This is a genomic window from Sinorhizobium terangae, assembly GCF_029714365.1.
Lineage (GTDB): Bacteria > Pseudomonadota > Alphaproteobacteria > Rhizobiales > Rhizobiaceae > Sinorhizobium > Sinorhizobium terangae.
On record NZ_CP121659.1, the window covers coordinates 2419458 to 2438224 of the forward strand.

The 18767-nt window shown below is 62.1% G+C and carries 15 protein-coding genes; 5 read left to right on the top strand and 10 right to left on the bottom strand.

Annotated features, from left to right (window positions below; genetic code table 11):
- Positions 1-46 precede the first annotated feature (46 nt).
- Positions 47-616, bottom strand: coding sequence for a transglycosylase SLT domain-containing protein (locus QA637_RS11550; protein ID WP_153441253.1), 570 nt, complete (start codon positions 614-616; stop codon positions 47-49).
- Between the two features lie 70 nt (positions 617-686).
- Here QA637_RS11550 and QA637_RS11555 point away from each other — a divergent pair, with 70 nt between their 5' ends.
- A complete protein-coding gene (locus QA637_RS11555) occupies positions 687-1514 on the top strand; it encodes a DUF2066 domain-containing protein (protein WP_234887000.1) in 828 nt (275 codons plus the stop codon).
- A gap of 139 nt (positions 1515-1653) precedes the next feature.
- Here QA637_RS11555 and QA637_RS11560 read toward each other — a convergent pair whose 3' ends face one another.
- From QA637_RS11560 to QA637_RS11590, 7 genes are all read right to left on the bottom strand, one after another.
- Entirely contained in the window at positions 1654-1947 is a 294-nt protein-coding gene (locus QA637_RS11560; protein ID WP_153441254.1) for a GYD domain-containing protein, read from the bottom strand.
- Between the two features lie 346 nt (positions 1948-2293).
- Positions 2294-4354, bottom strand: coding sequence for an RNA polymerase sigma factor RpoD (rpoD, locus tag QA637_RS11565; protein WP_153441255.1), 2061 nt, complete (start codon positions 4352-4354; stop codon positions 2294-2296).
- 522 nt (positions 4355-4876) lie between these two features.
- Entirely contained in the window at positions 4877-5911 is a 1035-nt protein-coding gene (tdh, locus tag QA637_RS11570; RefSeq protein WP_136506477.1) for an L-threonine 3-dehydrogenase, read from the bottom strand.
- Between the two features lie 33 nt (positions 5912-5944).
- Complete coding sequence (locus tag QA637_RS11575; protein ID WP_153441256.1) at positions 5945-7132, bottom strand: glycine C-acetyltransferase; 1188 nt, start codon at positions 7130-7132, stop codon at positions 5945-5947.
- 252 nt (positions 7133-7384) lie between these two features.
- Positions 7385-9250, bottom strand: coding sequence for a DNA helicase RecQ (gene recQ / locus QA637_RS11580; protein WP_167528332.1), 1866 nt, complete (start codon positions 9248-9250; stop codon positions 7385-7387).
- Between the two features lie 276 nt (positions 9251-9526).
- Positions 9527-11509, bottom strand: coding sequence for a DNA primase (gene dnaG, locus QA637_RS11585; protein ID WP_153441258.1), 1983 nt, complete (start codon positions 11507-11509; stop codon positions 9527-9529).
- Between the two features lie 177 nt (positions 11510-11686).
- Positions 11687-12136, bottom strand: coding sequence for a GatB/YqeY domain-containing protein (locus tag QA637_RS11590; protein ID WP_153441259.1), 450 nt, complete (start codon positions 12134-12136; stop codon positions 11687-11689).
- 326 nt (positions 12137-12462) lie between these two features.
- Between QA637_RS11590 and carA the strand changes: the two genes are divergently transcribed.
- The gene (gene carA / locus QA637_RS11595; RefSeq protein WP_153441260.1) at positions 12463-13668 is read left to right on the top strand and encodes a glutamine-hydrolyzing carbamoyl-phosphate synthase small subunit; all 1206 of its coding nucleotides are present in this window, start codon (positions 12463-12465) and stop codon (positions 13666-13668) included.
- Positions 13669-13739: 71 nt separating this feature from the next.
- On the opposite strand, the gene QA637_RS11600 is transcribed toward carA, so the two are convergent.
- Positions 13740-14630 (bottom strand): LysR substrate-binding domain-containing protein, encoded by an 891-nt coding sequence (locus QA637_RS11600; RefSeq protein ID WP_153441261.1) that lies wholly within the window; start codon positions 14628-14630, stop codon positions 13740-13742.
- 119 nt (positions 14631-14749) lie between these two features.
- Here QA637_RS11600 and QA637_RS11605 point away from each other — a divergent pair, with 119 nt between their 5' ends.
- The 3 genes from QA637_RS11605 (at position 14750) to QA637_RS11615 (ending at position 17275) form a co-directional block, all read left to right on the top strand.
- The gene (locus QA637_RS11605; protein ID WP_153441262.1) at positions 14750-15511 is read left to right on the top strand and encodes an SDR family oxidoreductase; all 762 of its coding nucleotides are present in this window, start codon (positions 14750-14752) and stop codon (positions 15509-15511) included.
- 23 nt (positions 15512-15534) lie between these two features.
- Positions 15535-16401: an NAD(P)-dependent oxidoreductase gene (locus QA637_RS11610; protein WP_283061500.1), complete on the top strand. Its 867-nt coding sequence runs from the start codon at positions 15535-15537 to the stop codon at positions 16399-16401.
- A 235-nt stretch (positions 16402-16636) separates the two neighbouring features.
- Complete coding sequence (locus QA637_RS11615; RefSeq protein ID WP_153441264.1) at positions 16637-17275, top strand: glutathione S-transferase family protein; 639 nt, start codon at positions 16637-16639, stop codon at positions 17273-17275.
- Positions 17276-17443: 168 nt separating this feature from the next.
- Here the strand turns inward: QA637_RS11615 and QA637_RS11620 are convergent, their stop codons facing one another.
- The gene (locus QA637_RS11620) at positions 17444-18646 is read right to left on the bottom strand and encodes a pyridoxal phosphate-dependent aminotransferase (RefSeq protein ID WP_153441265.1); all 1203 of its coding nucleotides are present in this window, start codon (positions 18644-18646) and stop codon (positions 17444-17446) included.
- Between the last annotated feature and the right edge of the window lie 121 nt (positions 18647-18767).

An 18767-nucleotide genomic window follows, 5' to 3' on the forward strand; every position in this document is an offset into this window, starting at 1 on the left:
CCGCTCTTGCTGCAGTGTCGGCGAACGGCGCAGAATGCGCTGCACGTTATGAACCGCAGCCGCGCAGTTGCTGCGCATAGAGCGCCGCCATGCCGGAGGCGCGCTTTGCGCCTGTCTGAGCCGTTTGGCTCCAGTTCCCGCGGGCGTAACCGCCATGGCCATGATAGTAGGCAATGTAGAGCCGGTAAGGGTCGTTGAGCGCGATGCCGTTCTGCTGGTGGCTTTGGTTGTGGTACCAGGCGATGAAGCGGATCGCGTCGGCAAAATCCGTCCGACGCGCCGTCCAGCGTCCGGTTTCGGCCTGATAACGCGCCCAGGTGCCGTCGAGCGCCTGCGAGTATCCATAGGCGGAGGAGACGCGCGTCCAGGGAATGAAGCCGAAGAGCTTGGTGCGCGGTGGCCTTGCGTTGTGCTGGAAACCGGACTCCGTATAGATCGTCGCCATCAGCACAGGAACGGGCACGCCGTATTCGCGCTCCGCCGCGTAGGCAGCCCGGCGCCAATTGTTGAAAAGACCATCTCGCTGCTCGAAAACCGCGCAGGCGTTCCGGGTGTCCTTCGGCACCGTTCCGCAGCCGGCCAGCAACAGGAGGACGACGACAAAAACGCAACGCATCGCGGAACCTCTCGTTTGCGAGAGATTGATAAAGCGTAAATCTTAAGGATCGGTTTTGAGGCGAAGTTGAATGACCACCAGAATGACAATCGTCTTGCCGTTCCTCGCCATGCTTGCCGGTGTGACCTCTTCCGGGATAGCGCAGGCCGCCAACGTGCAGAACCTATACGTGAGCCACGCGATCGTCACCGGCACCGGCGAAGAAAACCGGAAACTCGGCTTTCGCGAATGCCTGGGTGAAGTCCTCGTCAAGGTCTCGGGCGACCAGCGTGTGATTGCCGGAACAGCGTTCGCGCCGCTGATTGAACGCGCCGGCAGCTTCGTCGCGTCCTTTGCCTATCGTGATCGGCTGGCAGGCATCCCGATTCACGACGAACAGGGTACGCACGACCGGCCGCATGACCTGACCTGTCGTTACGACCCGGCAACGATAAACCGGCTGCTCGACGCGCTCGGAAGCAGGCCCTGGCCGCAACCGCGCCCGAGGATTGCCGTCCTTCTCGCCGTCCACGACCAAAAGCGCAAGTTCATGCTGACAAGCGACGGCGAAGAAAGCCCCTACATGGCCGAGTCGCTCGCCGCCGCGACCGTGCCTCTCGCGCTTGAGACATGGCTGCCGGAGCGGAAAACGCTTGCCCAGGAAAAACTCGACCTCGATATGCTGTCGAGCGAACCGACGGCGCAGTTGGAACGGCTGGCAAAGAAGATTGGCGGCGATGTCGCGCTCGTCGGTACGATTTCCTGGAACGACGAGGCGCTTGGCTGGATTGCCGACTGGCAACTCGATAGCGCCGGGAAGACGCACCGTTGGCAAATCCGCGGCGTCAGCTTCGACGATGCCTTTCGCAACGCGATCCGCGGCGCCGCGCAAGTCCTGTCGGGCAACGGCGAACCTTGACGCAAATCACCCTTCCACGCATCGACGGCATGTCAGTCCGCCGCGAGATGAAGTCACCACCCCTTTGAGGATCGCCTTCGAGATCATCTCGCTGTTTCGTTGAAACAGCGAGATGATCCAACTTCGAACCCATGCAATCTTAGCCGAGCGTGCCGATCAGTTCACGATAGGCGGCTTCCGGAAATGCCTTCAATGTGCGGGTGCGCACGTTGCCATTCATCCCGAGAGTCAACGCGAACCGTGCGGCAACCGCGTCGTCGGGCGCTTCGCAGACTGCGACCATGTCGTATTCGCCCATGGTCAGATAGAAATCCTTGAAGGACCCGCCCATGTCGGAGAGCACCTTCCGAGCGGCATCCAGCCGCTTCGGAGACTCGCGTACGTTCCTGATACCCTGCTCGGTCCAATTGAGAAGCACGACATAAGTGGTCATCTCACACCTCCCCACAGAGCATCCCGCCTTCGGATGAAAGCGAACAAAATGCCCTGGAATCAAAGGACTAGCGGGATGAGGAAAAGTGTACGTGGTGTTCCGCCCGCATCCCGCTCCAACTCATTCGCGGGCCCATGATGCGTTCATCGCATGGGCGCTTTCGGTTCGCACCCGCGGTGCGTCCTCCCCGGCGTCGCGGGCTCGCTGCAAGCCCCAAAGTATAATCCCGTGGTCATGGGCGAACAAGCGCCGCAGGAACAAGGTGCGCCCGCAAAAACCAGAAAGGGCAGCACAAAAAAAGCCGGGCGCAAAGCCCGGCTTTCTCGACGTTTCTGTAACGCTTAGCTTAGCTGTCGAGGAACGAGCGCAGCTTGCGCGAACGGCTCGGGTGCTTGAGCTTTCTCAGCGCCTTCGCTTCGATCTGACGGATACGTTCGCGGGTGACCGAGAACTGCTGGCCGACCTCTTCGAGCGTGTGGTCCGTGTTCATGCCGATGCCGAAGCGCATGCGCAGCACACGCTCTTCGCGCGGCGTCAGCGAAGCGAGAACGCGGGTCGTCGTTTCACGCAGGTTCGCCTGAATGGCGGCGTCGATCGGCAAGAGCGCGTTCTTGTCCTCGATGAAATCGCCGAGATGTGAATCTTCCTCGTCACCGACCGGCGTTTCGAGCGAGATCGGTTCCTTGGCAATCTTCAGCACCTTGCGCACCTTCTCGAGCGGCATGGCAAGCTTTTCGGCCAATTCCTCCGGCGTCGGCTCGCGGCCGATCTCGTGCAGCATCTGGCGCGAGGTACGAACGATCTTGTTGATCGTCTCGATCATGTGCACCGGAATGCGGATCGTGCGTGCCTGGTCGGCGATCGAACGGGTGATCGCCTGCCGGATCCACCAGGTGGCATAGGTCGAGAACTTGTAGCCGCGGCGGTACTCGAACTTGTCGACCGCCTTCATCAGGCCGATGTTGCCTTCCTGGATGAGGTCCAGGAACTGCAGGCCGCGGTTCGTGTACTTCTTGGCGATCGAAATGACGAGACGCAGGTTGGCCTCGACCATCTCCTTCTTGGCGATGCGCGCTTCGCGCTCGCCCTTCTGGACCATGGAAACGATGCGGCGGAACTCGGCGATGGAAATGCCGGTTTCGGTCGCGAGATTCTGGATCTCCTGGCGGATATCCCGGATCGTCTGGTTCTCGGCCTTGGCAAACTCCTTCCAGCCCTTGCCGGCGAGATTGCTGATCGACTTCATCCAGTTCGGGTCGAGCTCGGCGCCCGAATACTGTTCCAGGAACGAGTCGCGCTTGACGCCGTAGGATTCGGCAAGGCGCAACAGCCGGCCCTCGTTCTGCATCAGGCGCTTCGAAATGTCGTAAAGCTGCTCGACCAGCGCATCGATGCGGTTCTGGTTGAGCGACAGCGACTTCACCGCCTTGATCAGCTCGTCCTTCAGCTCCTTGTAGCGGCGCTCCTGCGCCGGCGACAGCGTGCCCGTCGCGGCAAGGCGTGCTTCCACCTGCTGGTCCTGCAGCTTGCGGAGCTTCTTGTAGGTCTCGGCTATGATGTCGAGCGTTTCCATCACCTGCGGGCGCAGTTCCGCTTCCATCGCGGCGAGCGAGAGGTTCGATTCGTCATCGTCCTCTTCCTCTTCCTCGGGCGGCTGGCCATCGCCGCCGACATTGGTGATGTCGTCGTCATTAGCCGCGGCCGCGCGCGTCTTGCGCACCTTTTCCTTCTCTTCGGCGGCCTTCCGGTCAGCCTCGATCTTTTCCGGGCTCTGGAACTGTGGGGCAGCCTTCGCCTCGGGACCGGAATAGGTCGTTTCGAGATCGATGATCTCGCGCAGAAGCGTCTGGCCTTCGTTCAGTTCGTCGCGCCAGATGATCAGTGCCTGGAAGGTAAGCGGGCTCTCACAGAGACCGGCAATCATCGTCTCGCGGCCGGCTTCGATGCGCTTGGCGATCGCAATTTCGCCTTCGCGGGAGAGAAGCTCGACCGAACCCATCTCGCGCAGATACATGCGCACCGGATCGTCGGTGCGATCGGTCGGTTCCTTCTTCTTGCCGGTCGCAAGCGCGGTGCCGCTGGAGGTGGTGAGTTCACCGCCCTCGCCGTCACCCTCGTCGCCGCTGTCTTCGTCGTCGCCGCCGGCGGCGGCTTCCTCGGCTTCTTCATCCTCGATGACGTTGATGCCCATGTCGGAGAGCATGGCCATCGTGTCTTCGATCTGTTCGGAGGTGACTTCCTCTGACGGCAGGACCGAGTTCAATTCGTCCATCGTCACGTAGCCGCGCTTCTTGGCGGCCTTGATCATCTTCTTGACAGCGTCGTCGGAAAGATCGAGAAGCGGACCGTCAGGAGCGCCTTCGCGTTCTACGTCTGCTTCTTCGTTTTCTTTGACTTTAGTTGCCATTTATTCGTCGCTTTCCTTGTCGCAACCAGCGTGCGCCTGGTGCCAATGCCGCTTCGTGGTTCGGGCGCCGCGCACCCGCCACCGAATCATTTCCCCTGACGTAACGGGATGATGTTTAATTCCTGATTAACCACGACAGCGATCGCGGTTGAGCGGGCAAGCCTCGACAGCCTTGCCACTGAAACATCTCAGGCATGATTTTCCTATCCGCCGTCCGTATCGCCATTTCTGCTTGAAATGGTGATTCCCAGAATTTTTGATCCCGTCAAGCATTTCCGGTGAAAAACCGCGTAAATCGGCAAAAAACGCTTCGTCGCGGGTTTTTGCGCTGTTTATCAGCTTTCGCTCAAGATGTAGGAGCGGTCGAAAAAAAGACAAGGGTGGCGCTGGTTTTCCGGCGATTGGAGCCAGGAAGTCGGCCGCCGGAGCAGCCTGCGGACGGCTTACTTCGAGATCGAGATCAGGTTCGGACCTGCAAACGACCGTCCCCCGGGGTGCCACTTCACCGCGGGCTCGCGATCGCTACCAGTCCATCACAACCTTGCCGGAATTGCCCGACCGCATCGCCTCGAACCCCTCGCGGAAATCGTCGATGCCGATCCGGTGGGTGATGACCGGCGAAAGATCCAGCCCGCCCTGGACAAAGGCGATCATCTTGTACCAGGTCTCGAACATTTCGCGGCCGTAGATGCCCTTCAGGTTGAGCATCTTGAAGATGACCTTGTTCCAGTCGATCTCGAAGCCCGCCGGAGCGATGCCGAGTATGGCGATCTTGCCGCCGTTGTTCATCTTGTCGATCATGTCGCGAAATGCCGGCGCCGCACCCGACATTTCGAGACCGACATCGAAACCTTCGGTCATGCCGATCGATCGCATCACGTCGGCGAGGTTTTCCTTGGACGCATCGACGACGTAGTCGATGCCGACCTTGCGGGCGAGTTCGAGGCGCGTCGGGTTGATATCGGTGATCACCACCTTGCGCGCGCCCGAGCGCTTGGCGACGAGCGCGCCCATGATGCCGATCGGTCCCGCCCCGGTAACGAGCACGTCCTCGCCGACGAGATCGAAGGAAAGCGCCGTGTGCACGGCATTGCCGAAGGGATCGAAGATCGCGGCGATCTCATCCGGCACGTCGTCGGGGATCGACACGACATTATATTCCGGGATGCAGACGAACTCGCCGAAGGAGCCCGGACGATTGACGCCGACGCCAAGCGTGTTGCGGCAAAGGTGCCCCCTGCCCGCCCGGCAATTGCGGCACTTGCCACAGACGATGTGGCCTTCGCCGGAGACGCGCTCGCCCACGTGATACTTGGTGACGGCCGAGCCGACTTCGGCGATCTCGCCCATGAACTCGTGGCCGACGACCATCGGCACGGGGATCGTCTTCTGCGCCCACTGATCCCAGTTCCAGATGTGAACGTCGGTACCGCAGATCGCCGACTTCTTCACCCGGATTAAGACATCGTTCGGGCCTACCTCCGGCACCGGTACCCGCTCCATCCAGAGCCCGACTTCCGGCTTCGTCTTGACCAGTGCCTTCATCATGTTGGTCATTGCAGGTTCCTCACTCGCCCCTCACCTAACTCTTCAAATCACGCCGAGTTCGCGACCGACCTCTTCGAAGACCGCGATCGCGCGCCGGACATCCCGCTCGCTGTGGGCGGCCGACATCTGGGTTCGGATGCGCGCCTGCCCCCGCGGCACGACCGGGAAGGAGAAGCCGATGACATAGACGCCCTTCTCGAGCATCCGCGCGGCCATGTCCTGCGCGAGCGCCGCGTCGCCGAGCATGACGGGAATGATCGGATGCCCTTCGCCGGCAAGCGTGAAACCAAGCTTCGACATTTCGGCACGGAACAGCGCGGCGTTCGTGTAAAGCCGTTCGCGCAGCTTGTCGCCGTTCTCGATTAGGTCGAAGACCCTGAGCGAAGCGGCGGCGATGACGGGCGCCAGCGTGTTGGAGAAAAGATAGGGCCGCGAGCGCTGCCGCAGCCATTCGACGACTTCGGCCTTGGCCGAGGTGTAGCCGCCCGAGGCGCCGCCGAGCGCCTTGCCGAGCGTGCCGGTGATGATATCGATCCTGCCCTCGACGCCGCAATGCTCGGCGGAGCCGCGACCGTGCTTGCCGACGAAACCGACCGCATGGCTGTCGTCGACCATGACCATCGCGCCATATTTTTCCGCGAGGTCGCAGACGCCCTTGAGGTTGGCGATGATGCCGTCCATTGAGAACACGCCGTCGGTGGCGATCAGCTTGAAGCGGCTGCCTTCGGCCTTCTTCAACTCCTCCTCAAGCGCGGCCATGTCGTTGTTGGCATAGCGGAAGCGCTTCGCCTTCGAGAGCCGCACGCCGTCGATGATCGAAGCATGGTTCAGCGCATCGGAGATGATCGCGTCTTCCTCCCCGAGCAATGTCTCGAACAGCCCGCCATTGGCATCGAAGCACGAGGAATAAAGGATCGTATCCTCCATTCCGAGGAACGAGGAGATGCGCGCTTCGAGCTCCTTGTGCTCTTCCTGCGTGCCGCAGATGAAGCGCACGGAGGCCATGCCGTAGCCGTAGCGGTCGAGCGCCTTCTTGCCGGCCTCGGCAAGCTCTTCGTTATCCGCGAGGCCGAGATAGTTGTTGGCGCAGAAGTTCAGCACGCGATCGCCGGACGCCACCTCGATTTCACCCGCCTGCTTCGAGGTGATGACTCGCTCGGACTTATAGAGGCCGGCCAATTTCAGGCCTTCGAGTTCGGAACGAAGATGGGACAGAAAGGCTGAGGTCATGGCTGGCCACTCGCGTTAAGAAGGATGTTTCGCACCCGGGCGCCGCGCGTGGGCGCACGCTAGACGACTAGCACGACGGGCCGACTCTTGCAGCAATTTCCAGCGCCTCGGGAAGGTCGGAACGCATCGATCGATGAAAACGATAGGGGCTTTCGTGACGGACACCGCGCACAGACGCTTTCTGTCCCCTATCGCGCCTTAGGCGACATTTTCATTCGCGAAGGCAAATGCTGAGGCACCGACTACGGTCGACTACCCATCGAAATAGCCGTCGATGACCGCCAGGAACGCCTCGCCATAGCGCTCGCGCTTGCTCTCGCCGATGCCGGGAATATCGAGCAGATCGTCGAAGTCGCGCGGACGTTGCTTCGCCAACGCAATCAACGTCGTATCCGGGAAAACGACATAGGGCGGGACGTTCAATTCCTTGGCGATCGAGAACCGCTCGGCGCGCAGGCGTTCGAAAAGTTCAAGATCGGAGCCGGCGAGATCGGCTCGCTCGCGCGGAGTGCCGGACTTCGCCACCCGGGCGGCCTTGCCCGAGGTCGGCCTGTCCTTGCGGAAGAACACCTGGCGCTCGCGTTTGAAGACGGCGCGCGCCTCCGGCTCGAGCTGCAGCGCCCCGAAGGCGGAATGATCAACCCGGACGAGGCCAGCGGCGAGCAGCTGCCGGAACACCGATTGCCACGTTCGTGGCAGCAGATCCTTGCCGGCACCGAAGACAGGCATATCGACATGGCCAAAGCGCTCGGTTTTCTCGTTGACCGTGCCCATAAGCACATCGATCACGTGGCCGGCGCCGAAGCGCTCGCCGGTCCGATAGACGGCCGCCAGCGCCTTGATCGCCGCTTCGGTACCGTCCCAGGTCTCGACCGGCTTCAGGCAGGTATCGCAATGGCCGCAGCGTCCGGGATGCGCCTCGCCGAAATGCGCAAGGATCGCCTGCCGCCGGCAACCCGCGGTCTCGCAGATCGCAAGCAGCGCATTGAGCTTCGCCCGCTCGATGCGCTTGATCTCCTCCGCGGCGCCGCCCTCGTCGATCATCCTCCGACGCTGGATGACATCGGCCATGCCATAGGCCATCCAGACTTCGGAGGGCAGCCCGTCGCGACCCGCCCGGCCGGTCTCTTGGTAATAGGCCTCGACCGAGCCCGGCAGATCGAGGTGGGCGACATAGCGGACATCCGGCTTGTCGATTCCCATGCCGAAGGCGACCGTCGCGACGAGGCAAAGGTCTTCCTCCTTAAGGAAAGCGTCCTGATGGGCGTCCCGCAGGACGCGATCCATGCCGGCGTGATAGGGAAGCGCGCGCACGCCTTGCGCGTTCAGCCATTCCGCCGTGTCTTCGACCTTGGCACGTGAGAGGCAATAGACGATGCCGCTCGATCCCTTGAAGCGGGAGAGGAAGCGAAGGAGCTGCTGGCGCGGCTGGTCACGCTCGACGATCTCATAGGCAATGTTCGGCCGATCGAAGCTGGTCGTGAAGACCTTCGCTCCGGTGAGCGCCAGCCGCTCGATGATGTCGTCGCGCGTGTGCGGATCCGCGGTCGCGGTGAGTGCGACGCGTGGCACGCCGGGAAAGCGCGACGCGAGGCAATCCAGGCCGCGATATTCAGGCCGGAAATCATGGCCCCACTGCGAGACGCAATGCGCCTCGTCGATCGCGAACAGCGCAATGTCGACCTCGTCGATCATCTCGGCGAAACCGTCGGTGACGGCGCGCTCCGGCGTGACGTAGAGCAGGTCGAGCGCGCCCGCCGAAAGCGCGCGGCGAACCGCAATCGCCTCGTCGCGTGTCAGTGAGGAATTGAGCGCGGCGGCGCGAATGCCGAGCTGCTTCAACGCCTCGACCTGATCGCGCATCAAGGCGATCAATGGGGATACGACGATGCCGACGCCGTTTCGGCAAAGCGCGGGAATTTGAAAACAGAGCGATTTGCCCGCTCCCGTCGGGAAGAGCACCACCGCATCGCCGCCCGCTATCACATGTTCGACCACGTCCTGCTGCTGACCGCGGAAGGCGGAATAGCCATAGACGCGTTTCAGGACTTCGAGAGGATTGGCCACGCCTTCGCTTTCGAACAGGCGCGCGGCGGAAGCATCGTCGTTGTGAGGCATGGAATCGCTTTCGTCGGGCGGCTGACTATGGGGTTTGGGCAGGTGGGATGTAAACCTGTTAAAGACTCGCAAAAGGGGGAGCATCGCCGCGCTCCGCAGCTAACGCCCCCTCACCCTGCCCTCTCCCCGCAAGCGGGGCGAGGGTACGTCGCATCGGTGGCTCGCGTCGTGCACCAACTGCAAGAAGCCTTGCCGAGCTGGCGCGGCATGTCCCTTCTCCCCGCCCGCGGGGAGAAGGTGCCGGCAGGCGGATGAGGGGCAGCGCATGCGACGACGCTACCGCGCGGCCGGCCCCTTAACTCGGCCGGAAAGTACGCCGAAGCCTTCGATGATGGCTTCCTGGTTCTCAAGTCGCGTCACTTCGAGCTGGACCTCCTGGAGCGTCCTGAGCAACTGTGGTACGACCTCGAGGTCCCCCTCCTCGGTGGCGTGGGCCAGTTCACGCTCCAGTTCGCGCCGCTGCCAATGGAGGGCCTTGCTGCGCCTGTGGAGGGCAAGCGCCTGAAGGTAACCTTCGCGCGCATCCTCCGGCGCCGCCGCAACCGTCGCCGTCCACAGCCGCGCATAGCGGACCTGCTGATCGAGTGCCAAGATCAGGGCGCCGAATCCCTCCGCTTCCAATTGCTCGATGAGGATCTCGCGCGTCAAACGCGGCCCGCTTGCCGCCGCTGCGTTCAGAACCGTGGCCCAGCAGCGCTGCAGATCGCGGTGGTCGAACTCGATCGTCGAGATCTCGTCATATTCGTCGAAGAGCAATTGCGGGTGATTGACGATGGTGAGTGCCAGCACGCTCTCGCGCAACAGCGGCACCGCCTGTTGGCCGCTGACGAGGGAAGAGCGCGCGAGGCGATCGGAGATCGCGGTCGGGCCGGCGGCAATATTCCGGGCGCCTGCGCCGCCACGCGGGCCACCACCTTGGCGCCCGCCCCGCTCGAACGGCCGCCGTTCACTCCTGAACGGCGCGCTGCCCTGCAGAAAGGCGTTGAGGCGGTCGCGCATGTCCTGGCCATAGTGGCGGCGCACGCTTTCGTCGGCGATGACGGACGTCACCTGCCTCAGCCGCGCTTCGAGTTCGGCGCGTTTTTCCGGCGTGTCGAATGCGCCGCCCTGGACTTCGCGCAGCCACACCATTTCGGCGAGCGAGCGGGCATTGGCGAGCACCTTGTCGAAAGGCTCGCGTCCGTCATGGCGGACGAGATCGTCCGGGTCCTTGCCGTCCGGCAGCATGGCGAAGCGGACTGATTGTCCGGGCTTCAGATGGGGGAGCGCCAGATCGACGGCGCGATTGGCGGCGCGGAGGCCAGCGCCATCGCCATCGAAGCAGAGCACCGGCTGCGGCGTCATCTTCCAGAGAAGATCGAGTTGGTTCTCTGTGAGCGCGGTTCCGAGCGGCGCCACGGCATTCTCGATGCCGGCCTGATGGAGCGCGATCACGTCCATGTAGCCTTCGACGGCGATGATCGTGCCGGCGCCATCAGCGCCCTGCGAAGCTCGCCGGGCGCGCGCGAAATTGAAGAGCACATTGCCCTTGTGGAAGAGCTCTGTTTCATTCGAATTCAGATATTTGGCCGGCGCATCGGGTGACATGGCGCGGCCACCGAAGGCGATGACCTTCTCGCGCGCCGAAAGGATCGGAAACATGATGCGGTCGCGGAAACGGTCGTAGGAGACGGGCACGTCGGGCCCATGCACGACGAGACCGCAGGCTTCGATCTGCTCCTTGCCGACGCCCTTGCCGGCCAGAAACTCCTTGAGCGCATTGCGGCTGTCAGGCGCAAAGCCCAGCCGAAACGTCTCGATCGTACGCCCGGTCAGTCCCCGCTCGCGGAGGTACGCCCGTGCCTTGGCACCGTTCGCCGTCTGGAGCTGGTCCTGGAAGAACTGCGTCGCCATTTCCATGACGTCGAGCAGGCTGGTCCTTTCCTTCTCGCGCCGCTCAGCCTGCGGGTCGGGCTGCGGCATGGAGACGCCGGCCATGTCGGCAATCTGCTGCACCGCTTCAGGGAAGCTCAGGCCCTCAAGATCGGTCAGGAAGCGGAAGTGGTCGCCGGAAACACCGCAGCCGAAGCAATGATAGCGGCCCTTGCGGTCCTCGCAATGGAAGCTCGGCGACTTTTCGCCGTGAAAGGGGCAACAGGCCCAGTAGTCACCGCGCGAAACGTTGGTCTTGCGCCGGTCCCAGGTGACGCGCTTGCCGACCACGTCCGAAATCGGAACGCGATCGCGTATCTCGTCGAGGAAGGACTGTGAAAAGCGCATGGATAGCCGATACCCCTAGCCGGCCTCCCATACAAGCAGTATGGACAGGGGAACTCCTGGCCACGATCGGCAGTGCCCGCAATTCACAGGGTAGATACCGCGCGCCGAGGCTCGAAGACGAGGCCGATCGGCGCCGGCATGGAAGGCGATACGCCCGCTGCAAAGCGGGCGTAGGGCTTACTTCAGCAGTTCCTTGACGAGACCGGAGGCCTTGGCGAAGTCCATCTGGCCAGGGTAGCGCTCCTTCAGCGCGTTCATGCACTTGCCCATGTCGCGAAGACCGTGGGCGCCCGTCTCCTGGACGATCGCGGCACAGGCCTGCTTCACCTTGTCCTCGGAAAGCTGTTCGGGCAGGAACTGGTTGATGACGGCAATTTCCTGGCGCTCCTGCTCGGCGAGCTCGGGGCGGCCGCCCTCGTCGTAAATGCGGGCGGACTCTTCCCGCTGTTTGATCATCTTGGCGAGGATCTGCATGATCTCGTCATCGCCAACCGGGTCCTTGCCCTGGCCGCGATTGGCAATGTCGCGGTCCTTGATCGCCGCCTGGATCAACCGGACGGTCGAAGTGCGCCGTGCGTCCTTGGCTTTGAGGGCTTCTTTCAATGCGTTCGCGAGTTGGTCGCGCATGTCCTTACTCCATGTCGAAACCGGCCCGCGGAGCTCATGCCCGCAACCGGTTCGATTACGTCGTTGTTGTCGTCGTCTTAAACCAGTGCGGCAGGTGCAATCAAACGGATTACGCAACCACTTGAATTATAAGGAACTTTATTTCCTTGCAATTCATGGCGGCCGGTTGACCCGGCCAAGGCCTTTCGTTATTTTCCGGCACCTGCACGAACATCGGCATGAACCTTTTCTCGCGGGGTTTCCGCGCGCCATGCCGTATGCGATTTGAAATGGCGCTGAACCGACCGGCTTTCAAGCCTCGCTTCCGCCGCAACGGGATAGGAACGATGACCGCGACACCCGCATGGACAACCCAGAAACCCACCGCCCTTCTCGTTCTGGCCGACGGCACGGTGATCGAAGGCAAGGGCATCGGCGCGACCGGCAAGGTTCAGGCCGAAGTCTGTTTCAACACGGCGCTCACCGGATACCAGGAGATCCTGACCGACCCCTCCTATCTCGGCCAGATCGTCACCTTCACCTTCCCGCATATCGGCAACATCGGTACCAATGACGAGGATGTCGAGGACCTGACCCCCGCCGCCCGCCACGGCGCCGTCGGCGTCATTTTCAAGGCCGACATCACCGAGCCATCCAACTACCGCGCCGCCAAGCACCTCGACGCCTGGCTGAAGGCGCGTGGCATCATCGGCCTTTGCGGCATCGACACGCGCGCGCTGACCGCCTGGATCCGCGAAAACGGCATGCCGAACGCCGTCATCGCCCACGACCCCGCCGGCGTCTTCGACATCGATCAGCTGAAGGCTGAGGCCAAGGCCTGGAGCGGTCTTGAAGGTCTCGACCTCGCCAAGGTCGCCACCTCCGGCCAGTCGTCCCGCTGGAACGAAATGCCCTGGGTGTGGGACAAGGGCTATTCGATGCTCGGCGAAACCGACGCCGCGTATCATGTCGTAGCCCTCGACTACGGCGTCAAGCGCAACATCCTGCGGCTCTTCGCCGGTCTCAACTGCCGGGTCACGGTCGTCCCCGCACAGACCAGCGCAGAAGAAGTTCTGGCACTGCAACCGGACGGCATCTTTCTCTCCAACGGCCCCGGCGATCCCGCCGCAACCGGCGAATACGCCGTTCCGGTGATCCAGGATCTCCTGGAGACCGAAATTCCGGTCTTCGGCATCTGCCTCGGCCACCAGATGCTGGCGCTGGCACTCGGCGCCAAGACCGAGAAGATGCACCAGGGACACCACGGCGCCAACCATCCGGTCAAGGATCACACCACCGGCAAAGTCGAGATCGTCTCGATGAACCACGGCTTCGCGGTCGATTCGAAGTCGCTGCCGGAAGGCATTGAAGAGACTCACATTTCGCTCTTCGACGGCACCAACTGCGGCCTGCGCGTGAGCGGCAAACCGGTCTTTTCGGTCCAGCACCATCCGGAAGCCTCGCCGGGTCCGCAGGACAGCCACTATCTCTTCCGCCGCTTCCTCAATCTCATCCGCGAGAAGAAGGGCGAACCGGCGCTTGCCGAGCGCTGAGAGCCACCATCCGCGTTTACAAAGGCCCGCTCGCTGCGGGCCTTTTGCTTTCCCGCTATCGGCTTTGCCGATCAGGCTTCGGCAAGGCGCGCCGCGATGAAATCGACGGTGGCACGCACAGATGGCAACTGCCCGCGCCGGTGCGGCATCAGGATCGTCGTTGTCACAGACCCCGCGGTCCACTGGGGCAGCACGCGAACGAGCACGCCACGGGCGATCTCGTTGCGGCAAAGCTTGCCAGGCAGGGCGGTTATGCCAAGCCCTGCCACCGCGGCCTCGCGCAAGACATGCGATTCATCCGCCACAAATCGCGGCTTGGACGACACGCTGACAACCGTTCCGTCCAGGTGCTCCAGCGTCCAACTCTCCGAAGTCAGCGATGTCAGCAGGCCCTCGTGATGTTCTAAATCTTCAGGATACTCCGGCACATTGCGCTTATCGAGATAGGCCGGCGACGCCACCAGCCAGCTGGCCTCGGAGGCGACGCGACGCTGTACGAGGCCGGAATCCGGAAGCGGTGCAAAGTGGTCGCGCACGGCGATGTCGAAACCCTCCTGGATGAGATCGACGAACCGGTCGGTCGCATGCACCACAAGGCGGATTTTCGGGAAGGCGATCGCCAGCCGTGGCAACAGAGGCGCGAGCGAAAGCTGCGCCGTCGGAACGGATGCCGTGATTCTGACAGTGCCGCTTGGCTCGGCTAGCCTCCCCTTGACTACATTCTCGGCAGCTTCCGCTTCGATCAGCATTGCCGCTGCGTGACGGTAGAAATCCTCCCCCGTCTCGGTCACCGCGAAACGGCGCGAGGTGCGGTTGATGAGCCGAACGCCCAACGCTTTTTCGAGTTCCGCCACACGCTTACTGAGCGTCGACTTCGGGACATTCAGCGCGCGTGCCGCCGGGGCAAATCCCGCGTGATCCACGACGTGGACGAAGAGCATGAAGTCATTGAGGTTCGCCATTTAGTCGGATCCATTGTCCATATCTGCAGATGATAAGTCCACATTAGCCCGGCTAGCGCAAGCTCGTCCACAAATGCATCTCTTCCTCACCCCCTATTGGAACCGAAGAGGAAGACATCATGACTATCTACGAAGGTAAGAAAGCCGTTGTGATCGGCGGCACCCATGGCATGGGGCTGGCGACCGTCGCACGCTTGGTCGATGGCGGCGCGGAAGTGCTCCTGACCGGAAACAACGAGGACAACCTCGCAAAAGTGAGGGAGCAGTTCGGCACGCGTGCCCACGCGCTGCGCTCCGACATCGCCGATCTCAACGACATTGCAGCGCTCGGCGCCGCCACCGGTCAGAAGATGGGCGCGATCGATCTTCTCCACATTAACGCCGGCATTTCGGAACTTGAGCCTTTCGATCAGGTGACGGAGGCATCCTTTGACCGCCAGTTCGCGGTCAACACCAAGGGCGCGTTCTTCACCGCGCAGCGGTTGGCCCCACTGATCCGCAAGGACGGTTCCATCGTCTTCACTTCCTCCGTTGCGGATGAAGGCGGTTATCCGGGCATGAGCGTCTACAGCGCCACCAAGGCGGCACTCGTCTCGTTCGCCTCCGTGCTTGCGACCGAGCTCCTGCCGCGCGGCATCCGCGTCAATACTGTCTCTCCTGGTTTCATCGACACGCCGACCAAGGGCATTGCCGGCATCACCGATGCTGAGCGCGCCAATTTCAAGGCGCTGGGCGATGCGGTTACTCCGATGAAGCGCAACGGTACGGCCGACGAGGTGGCGCGCGCCGTGCTGTTCCTTGGCTTCGAGGCAACCTTCACGACCGGCGCAAAGTTCGCCGTCGATGGCGGTCTCGGCCAGAAGCTTTCGACCGCCTTCTGACACGAACCAGGAAAGGAAGAAGGATGAGCAGGATTTCTGTTCTTGGCCTCGGTGCCATGGGTACAGCACTCGCTGCGACCCTCGTCCGGAAAGGCCATTCCGTAACTGTCTGGAACCGCACGCAGTCGCGCGCCAAGCCGCTTGTGAGCGCTGGAGCAATGATTGCTGCGACTTCCGCGGAAGCCGTCGCGGCAAGCGAACTCACGATCCTCTGCGTCGTCGACTATGCCGCCGCCGGCGCGGTGCTGGCTGAGGCGCAGGATGCACTCCGCGGCCGCGATCTCGTCAACCTGACGAACGGCACGCCGCGCGAGGCGAAAGATCTCGCCGACTGGGCCGAGACGAAGGGGGCGGCCTATCTCGACGGAGGCATCATGGCCATTCCGCCGATGATCGGCGACCGTGGCGCCTTGATCCTTTATAGCGGCTCGAACGCGCTCTTCGAACGACACAAGCCGTCGCTCGATGCGCTTGCCGAAAGCCGTCATCTTGGCGAGGATCCAAGCCTCGCAGCGCTTTATGACCTCGCGCTGCTTTCCGGCATGTATGGCCTCTTCTCGGGTTTTCTGCATGCCGGCGCGCTAGTGGCAAGCAGTGGCGGCAAGGTCACCGATTTCCTGCCGCTTCTCCTTCCGTGGATCACGGCGATGAGCGGCACACTCCCGGACCTTGCCAACAAGGTCGACAGCGGCCTGCACGATCGCTCCGTGGTTTCGAATCTCGCCATGCAGAGGGTAGCACTCGAGAACATCGCCAGGGCGAGCAGGGAGCAAGGTATCGCGCCGGACTTCATCGAACCGATGCTTCGGCTCGCCACCCGCCGGATTGCGGAAGGTCATGGCAGCGACGACATCTCGGGCGTGATCGAGACAATCCGGAGACAAACGTGAATCGGATCTCAGAACCGCCGCCCGAATCCGGACTGGCAAGTCGTTGAATCGCCTGTGGGCGACAGCAGGCCTGAGCGCAGGCCTGCACGCGTTCCTGCAGCGCCGCGCGTTTTATCAGGCGTGCAAAGGGCACTGCGGTAGCGATAGAATGCACCGGTACAATGCTGCGGAAAATCCGATGCGAAGTGACCGCGTTGGTCGGGGCTTCCGCGAAATACTCTATCGGGAGCAGACAATGGCAAAGCCTCTCGTCTTTGGAGCGGATTACAGCGTTTACGTCAGAACTGTTCGGTTGACGCTGGAAGAAAAAGGCATCGGTTACGACCTCGTGCCGATCGACGTCTTCGCTGAAGGCGGCCCGCCTTCCGACTATCTTCAACGACACCCGTTCGGCCGCATTCCGGCCTTCGAACACGACGGCTTTCAGTTGTATGAGACGGGCGCGATAACGCGCTATATCGATGAGACCTTTGAAGGGCCCGCCCTTCAGCCTTCCGACCTGCAACGGCGCGCCCGCGTCAATCAGGTCATCAGTATCATGGACAGCTATGCCTACCGGATTTTGGTTTGGGGCATTTACGTCGAGCGGGTATCGAAGCCTTCCAAAGTCGGCTTTGCCGATGAAGCACGCATTGCCGAAAATCTCCCCAAGGCGGCAACGTGCCTCAAAGCGGTGAGCGATCTCATGAAGGATGCGCTTTGGCTCACCGGCGACAGCTTGACGTTAGCCGATCTGCATGCCGCTTCGATGTTCGGCTATTTCCTGATGGCTCCGGAAGGACGCACCCTGATCAAGGATTATCCTAACCTCGTATCGTGGTGGACACGAATGGCGGACAGACCGAGCATGCGGGCGACAAGACCCACGACGTGACCGCACGCGTTGTCGCCAAAGCTGCCCCCGCGCTGAAATTGATCCCGATTTCAGTGAGATAGAACCGTCGCCTGAATCGGATTGGCAAGGCGTTGAATCGCCCTTTGAGCGGCAGCAAAAAGCCCGCCGACGCACCGGCGGGCTCCTCGTTTGCGGTAAAGGCCGTTCTTACCTGCAGGCGGCGCAGAAGCGCTGGATGCGATGGCAAGCCTCTTCGAGCAGCGCCTCCGACGTCGCATAGGAGATGCGGAAGTTCGGACCGAGACCGAAGGCCGAACCGTGAACGACCGCGACGCCTTCTGCTTCCAGAAGCTCCGAGACGAAATCCTCGTCCGTCTCGATGACCTTGCCGGACGGCGCAGTCTTGCCGATGAGGCCGGCGCAGGACGGATAGACGTAGAAGGCGCCTTCCGGCGTCGGGCAGGAGATGCCCTTGGCCTGGTTCAGCATCGAGACGACGAGATCGCGGCGGCCCTGGAAGATTTCCTTGTTGCGCGGGATGAAATCCTGCGGCCCGTTGAGCGCCTCGACGGCCGCCCACTGCGCGATGGAGGTGGCGCCCGAGGTCTGCTGACCCTGGATCATGTCCATCGCCTTGATGAGTTGCAGCGGGCCTGCGGCATAGCCGATACGCCAGCCGGTCATGGCATAGGCCTTGGAGACGCCGTTCATCGTCAGCGTGCGGTCGTAAAGGCCGGGCTCGACCTCGACCGGCGTGGCAAACTTGAAGTCGCCATAGGTCAGGTGCTCGTACATATCGTCGGTCAGCACCCAGACGTGGCTGTGCTTCATCAGCACGTCCGTCAGCGCCTTCAGTTCGTCATGCGAATAGGCAGCGCCGGAGGGGTTGGACGGCGAGTTGAAGACAAACCACTTGGTCTTCGGCGTGATAGCCTTTTCGAGATCCTCGGGCTTCAGCTTGAAATTGTTTTCCTGCTTGGTCGCGACGAAGACCGGCGTGCCGCCGCACAGCGCCACCATCTCCGGATAGGAGACCCAGTAAGGTGCCGGGATCACAACTTCATCGCCGGCATTCAGCGTCGCCATGAAGGCATTGAAAAGAATCTGCTTTCCGCCGGTGCCGACGATCGTCTGCGCCGCCGTGTAGTCGAGATTGTTCTCGCGCTTGAACTTCTTCGCGATCGCCTCGCGCAGTTCCGGAATGCCGGAAACCGGCGTGTATTTCGTCTCACCGCGATTGATCGCATCGATCGCGGCCTTTTTGATGTTGTCCGGCGTGTCGAAGTCCGGCTCCCCTGCACCGAGGCCGATGACATCACGGCCTTTCGCTTTCAGCTCACGGGCTTTCTGCGAAACGGCGATGGTGGCGGAAGGCTTTACGCGGGAAAGGGCATCGGCAAGGAAGGCCATGGTGTGAGGTCCTGATCGTTTCGAAACGGCGTGAAGCGCTACGGAACGGAAAGTCAGGCTCCATAGCGGTTAGGTCTATGTCGAAAGAAGCCCGGTCTTGCAAGCGCTTGAGCGGCAAAAA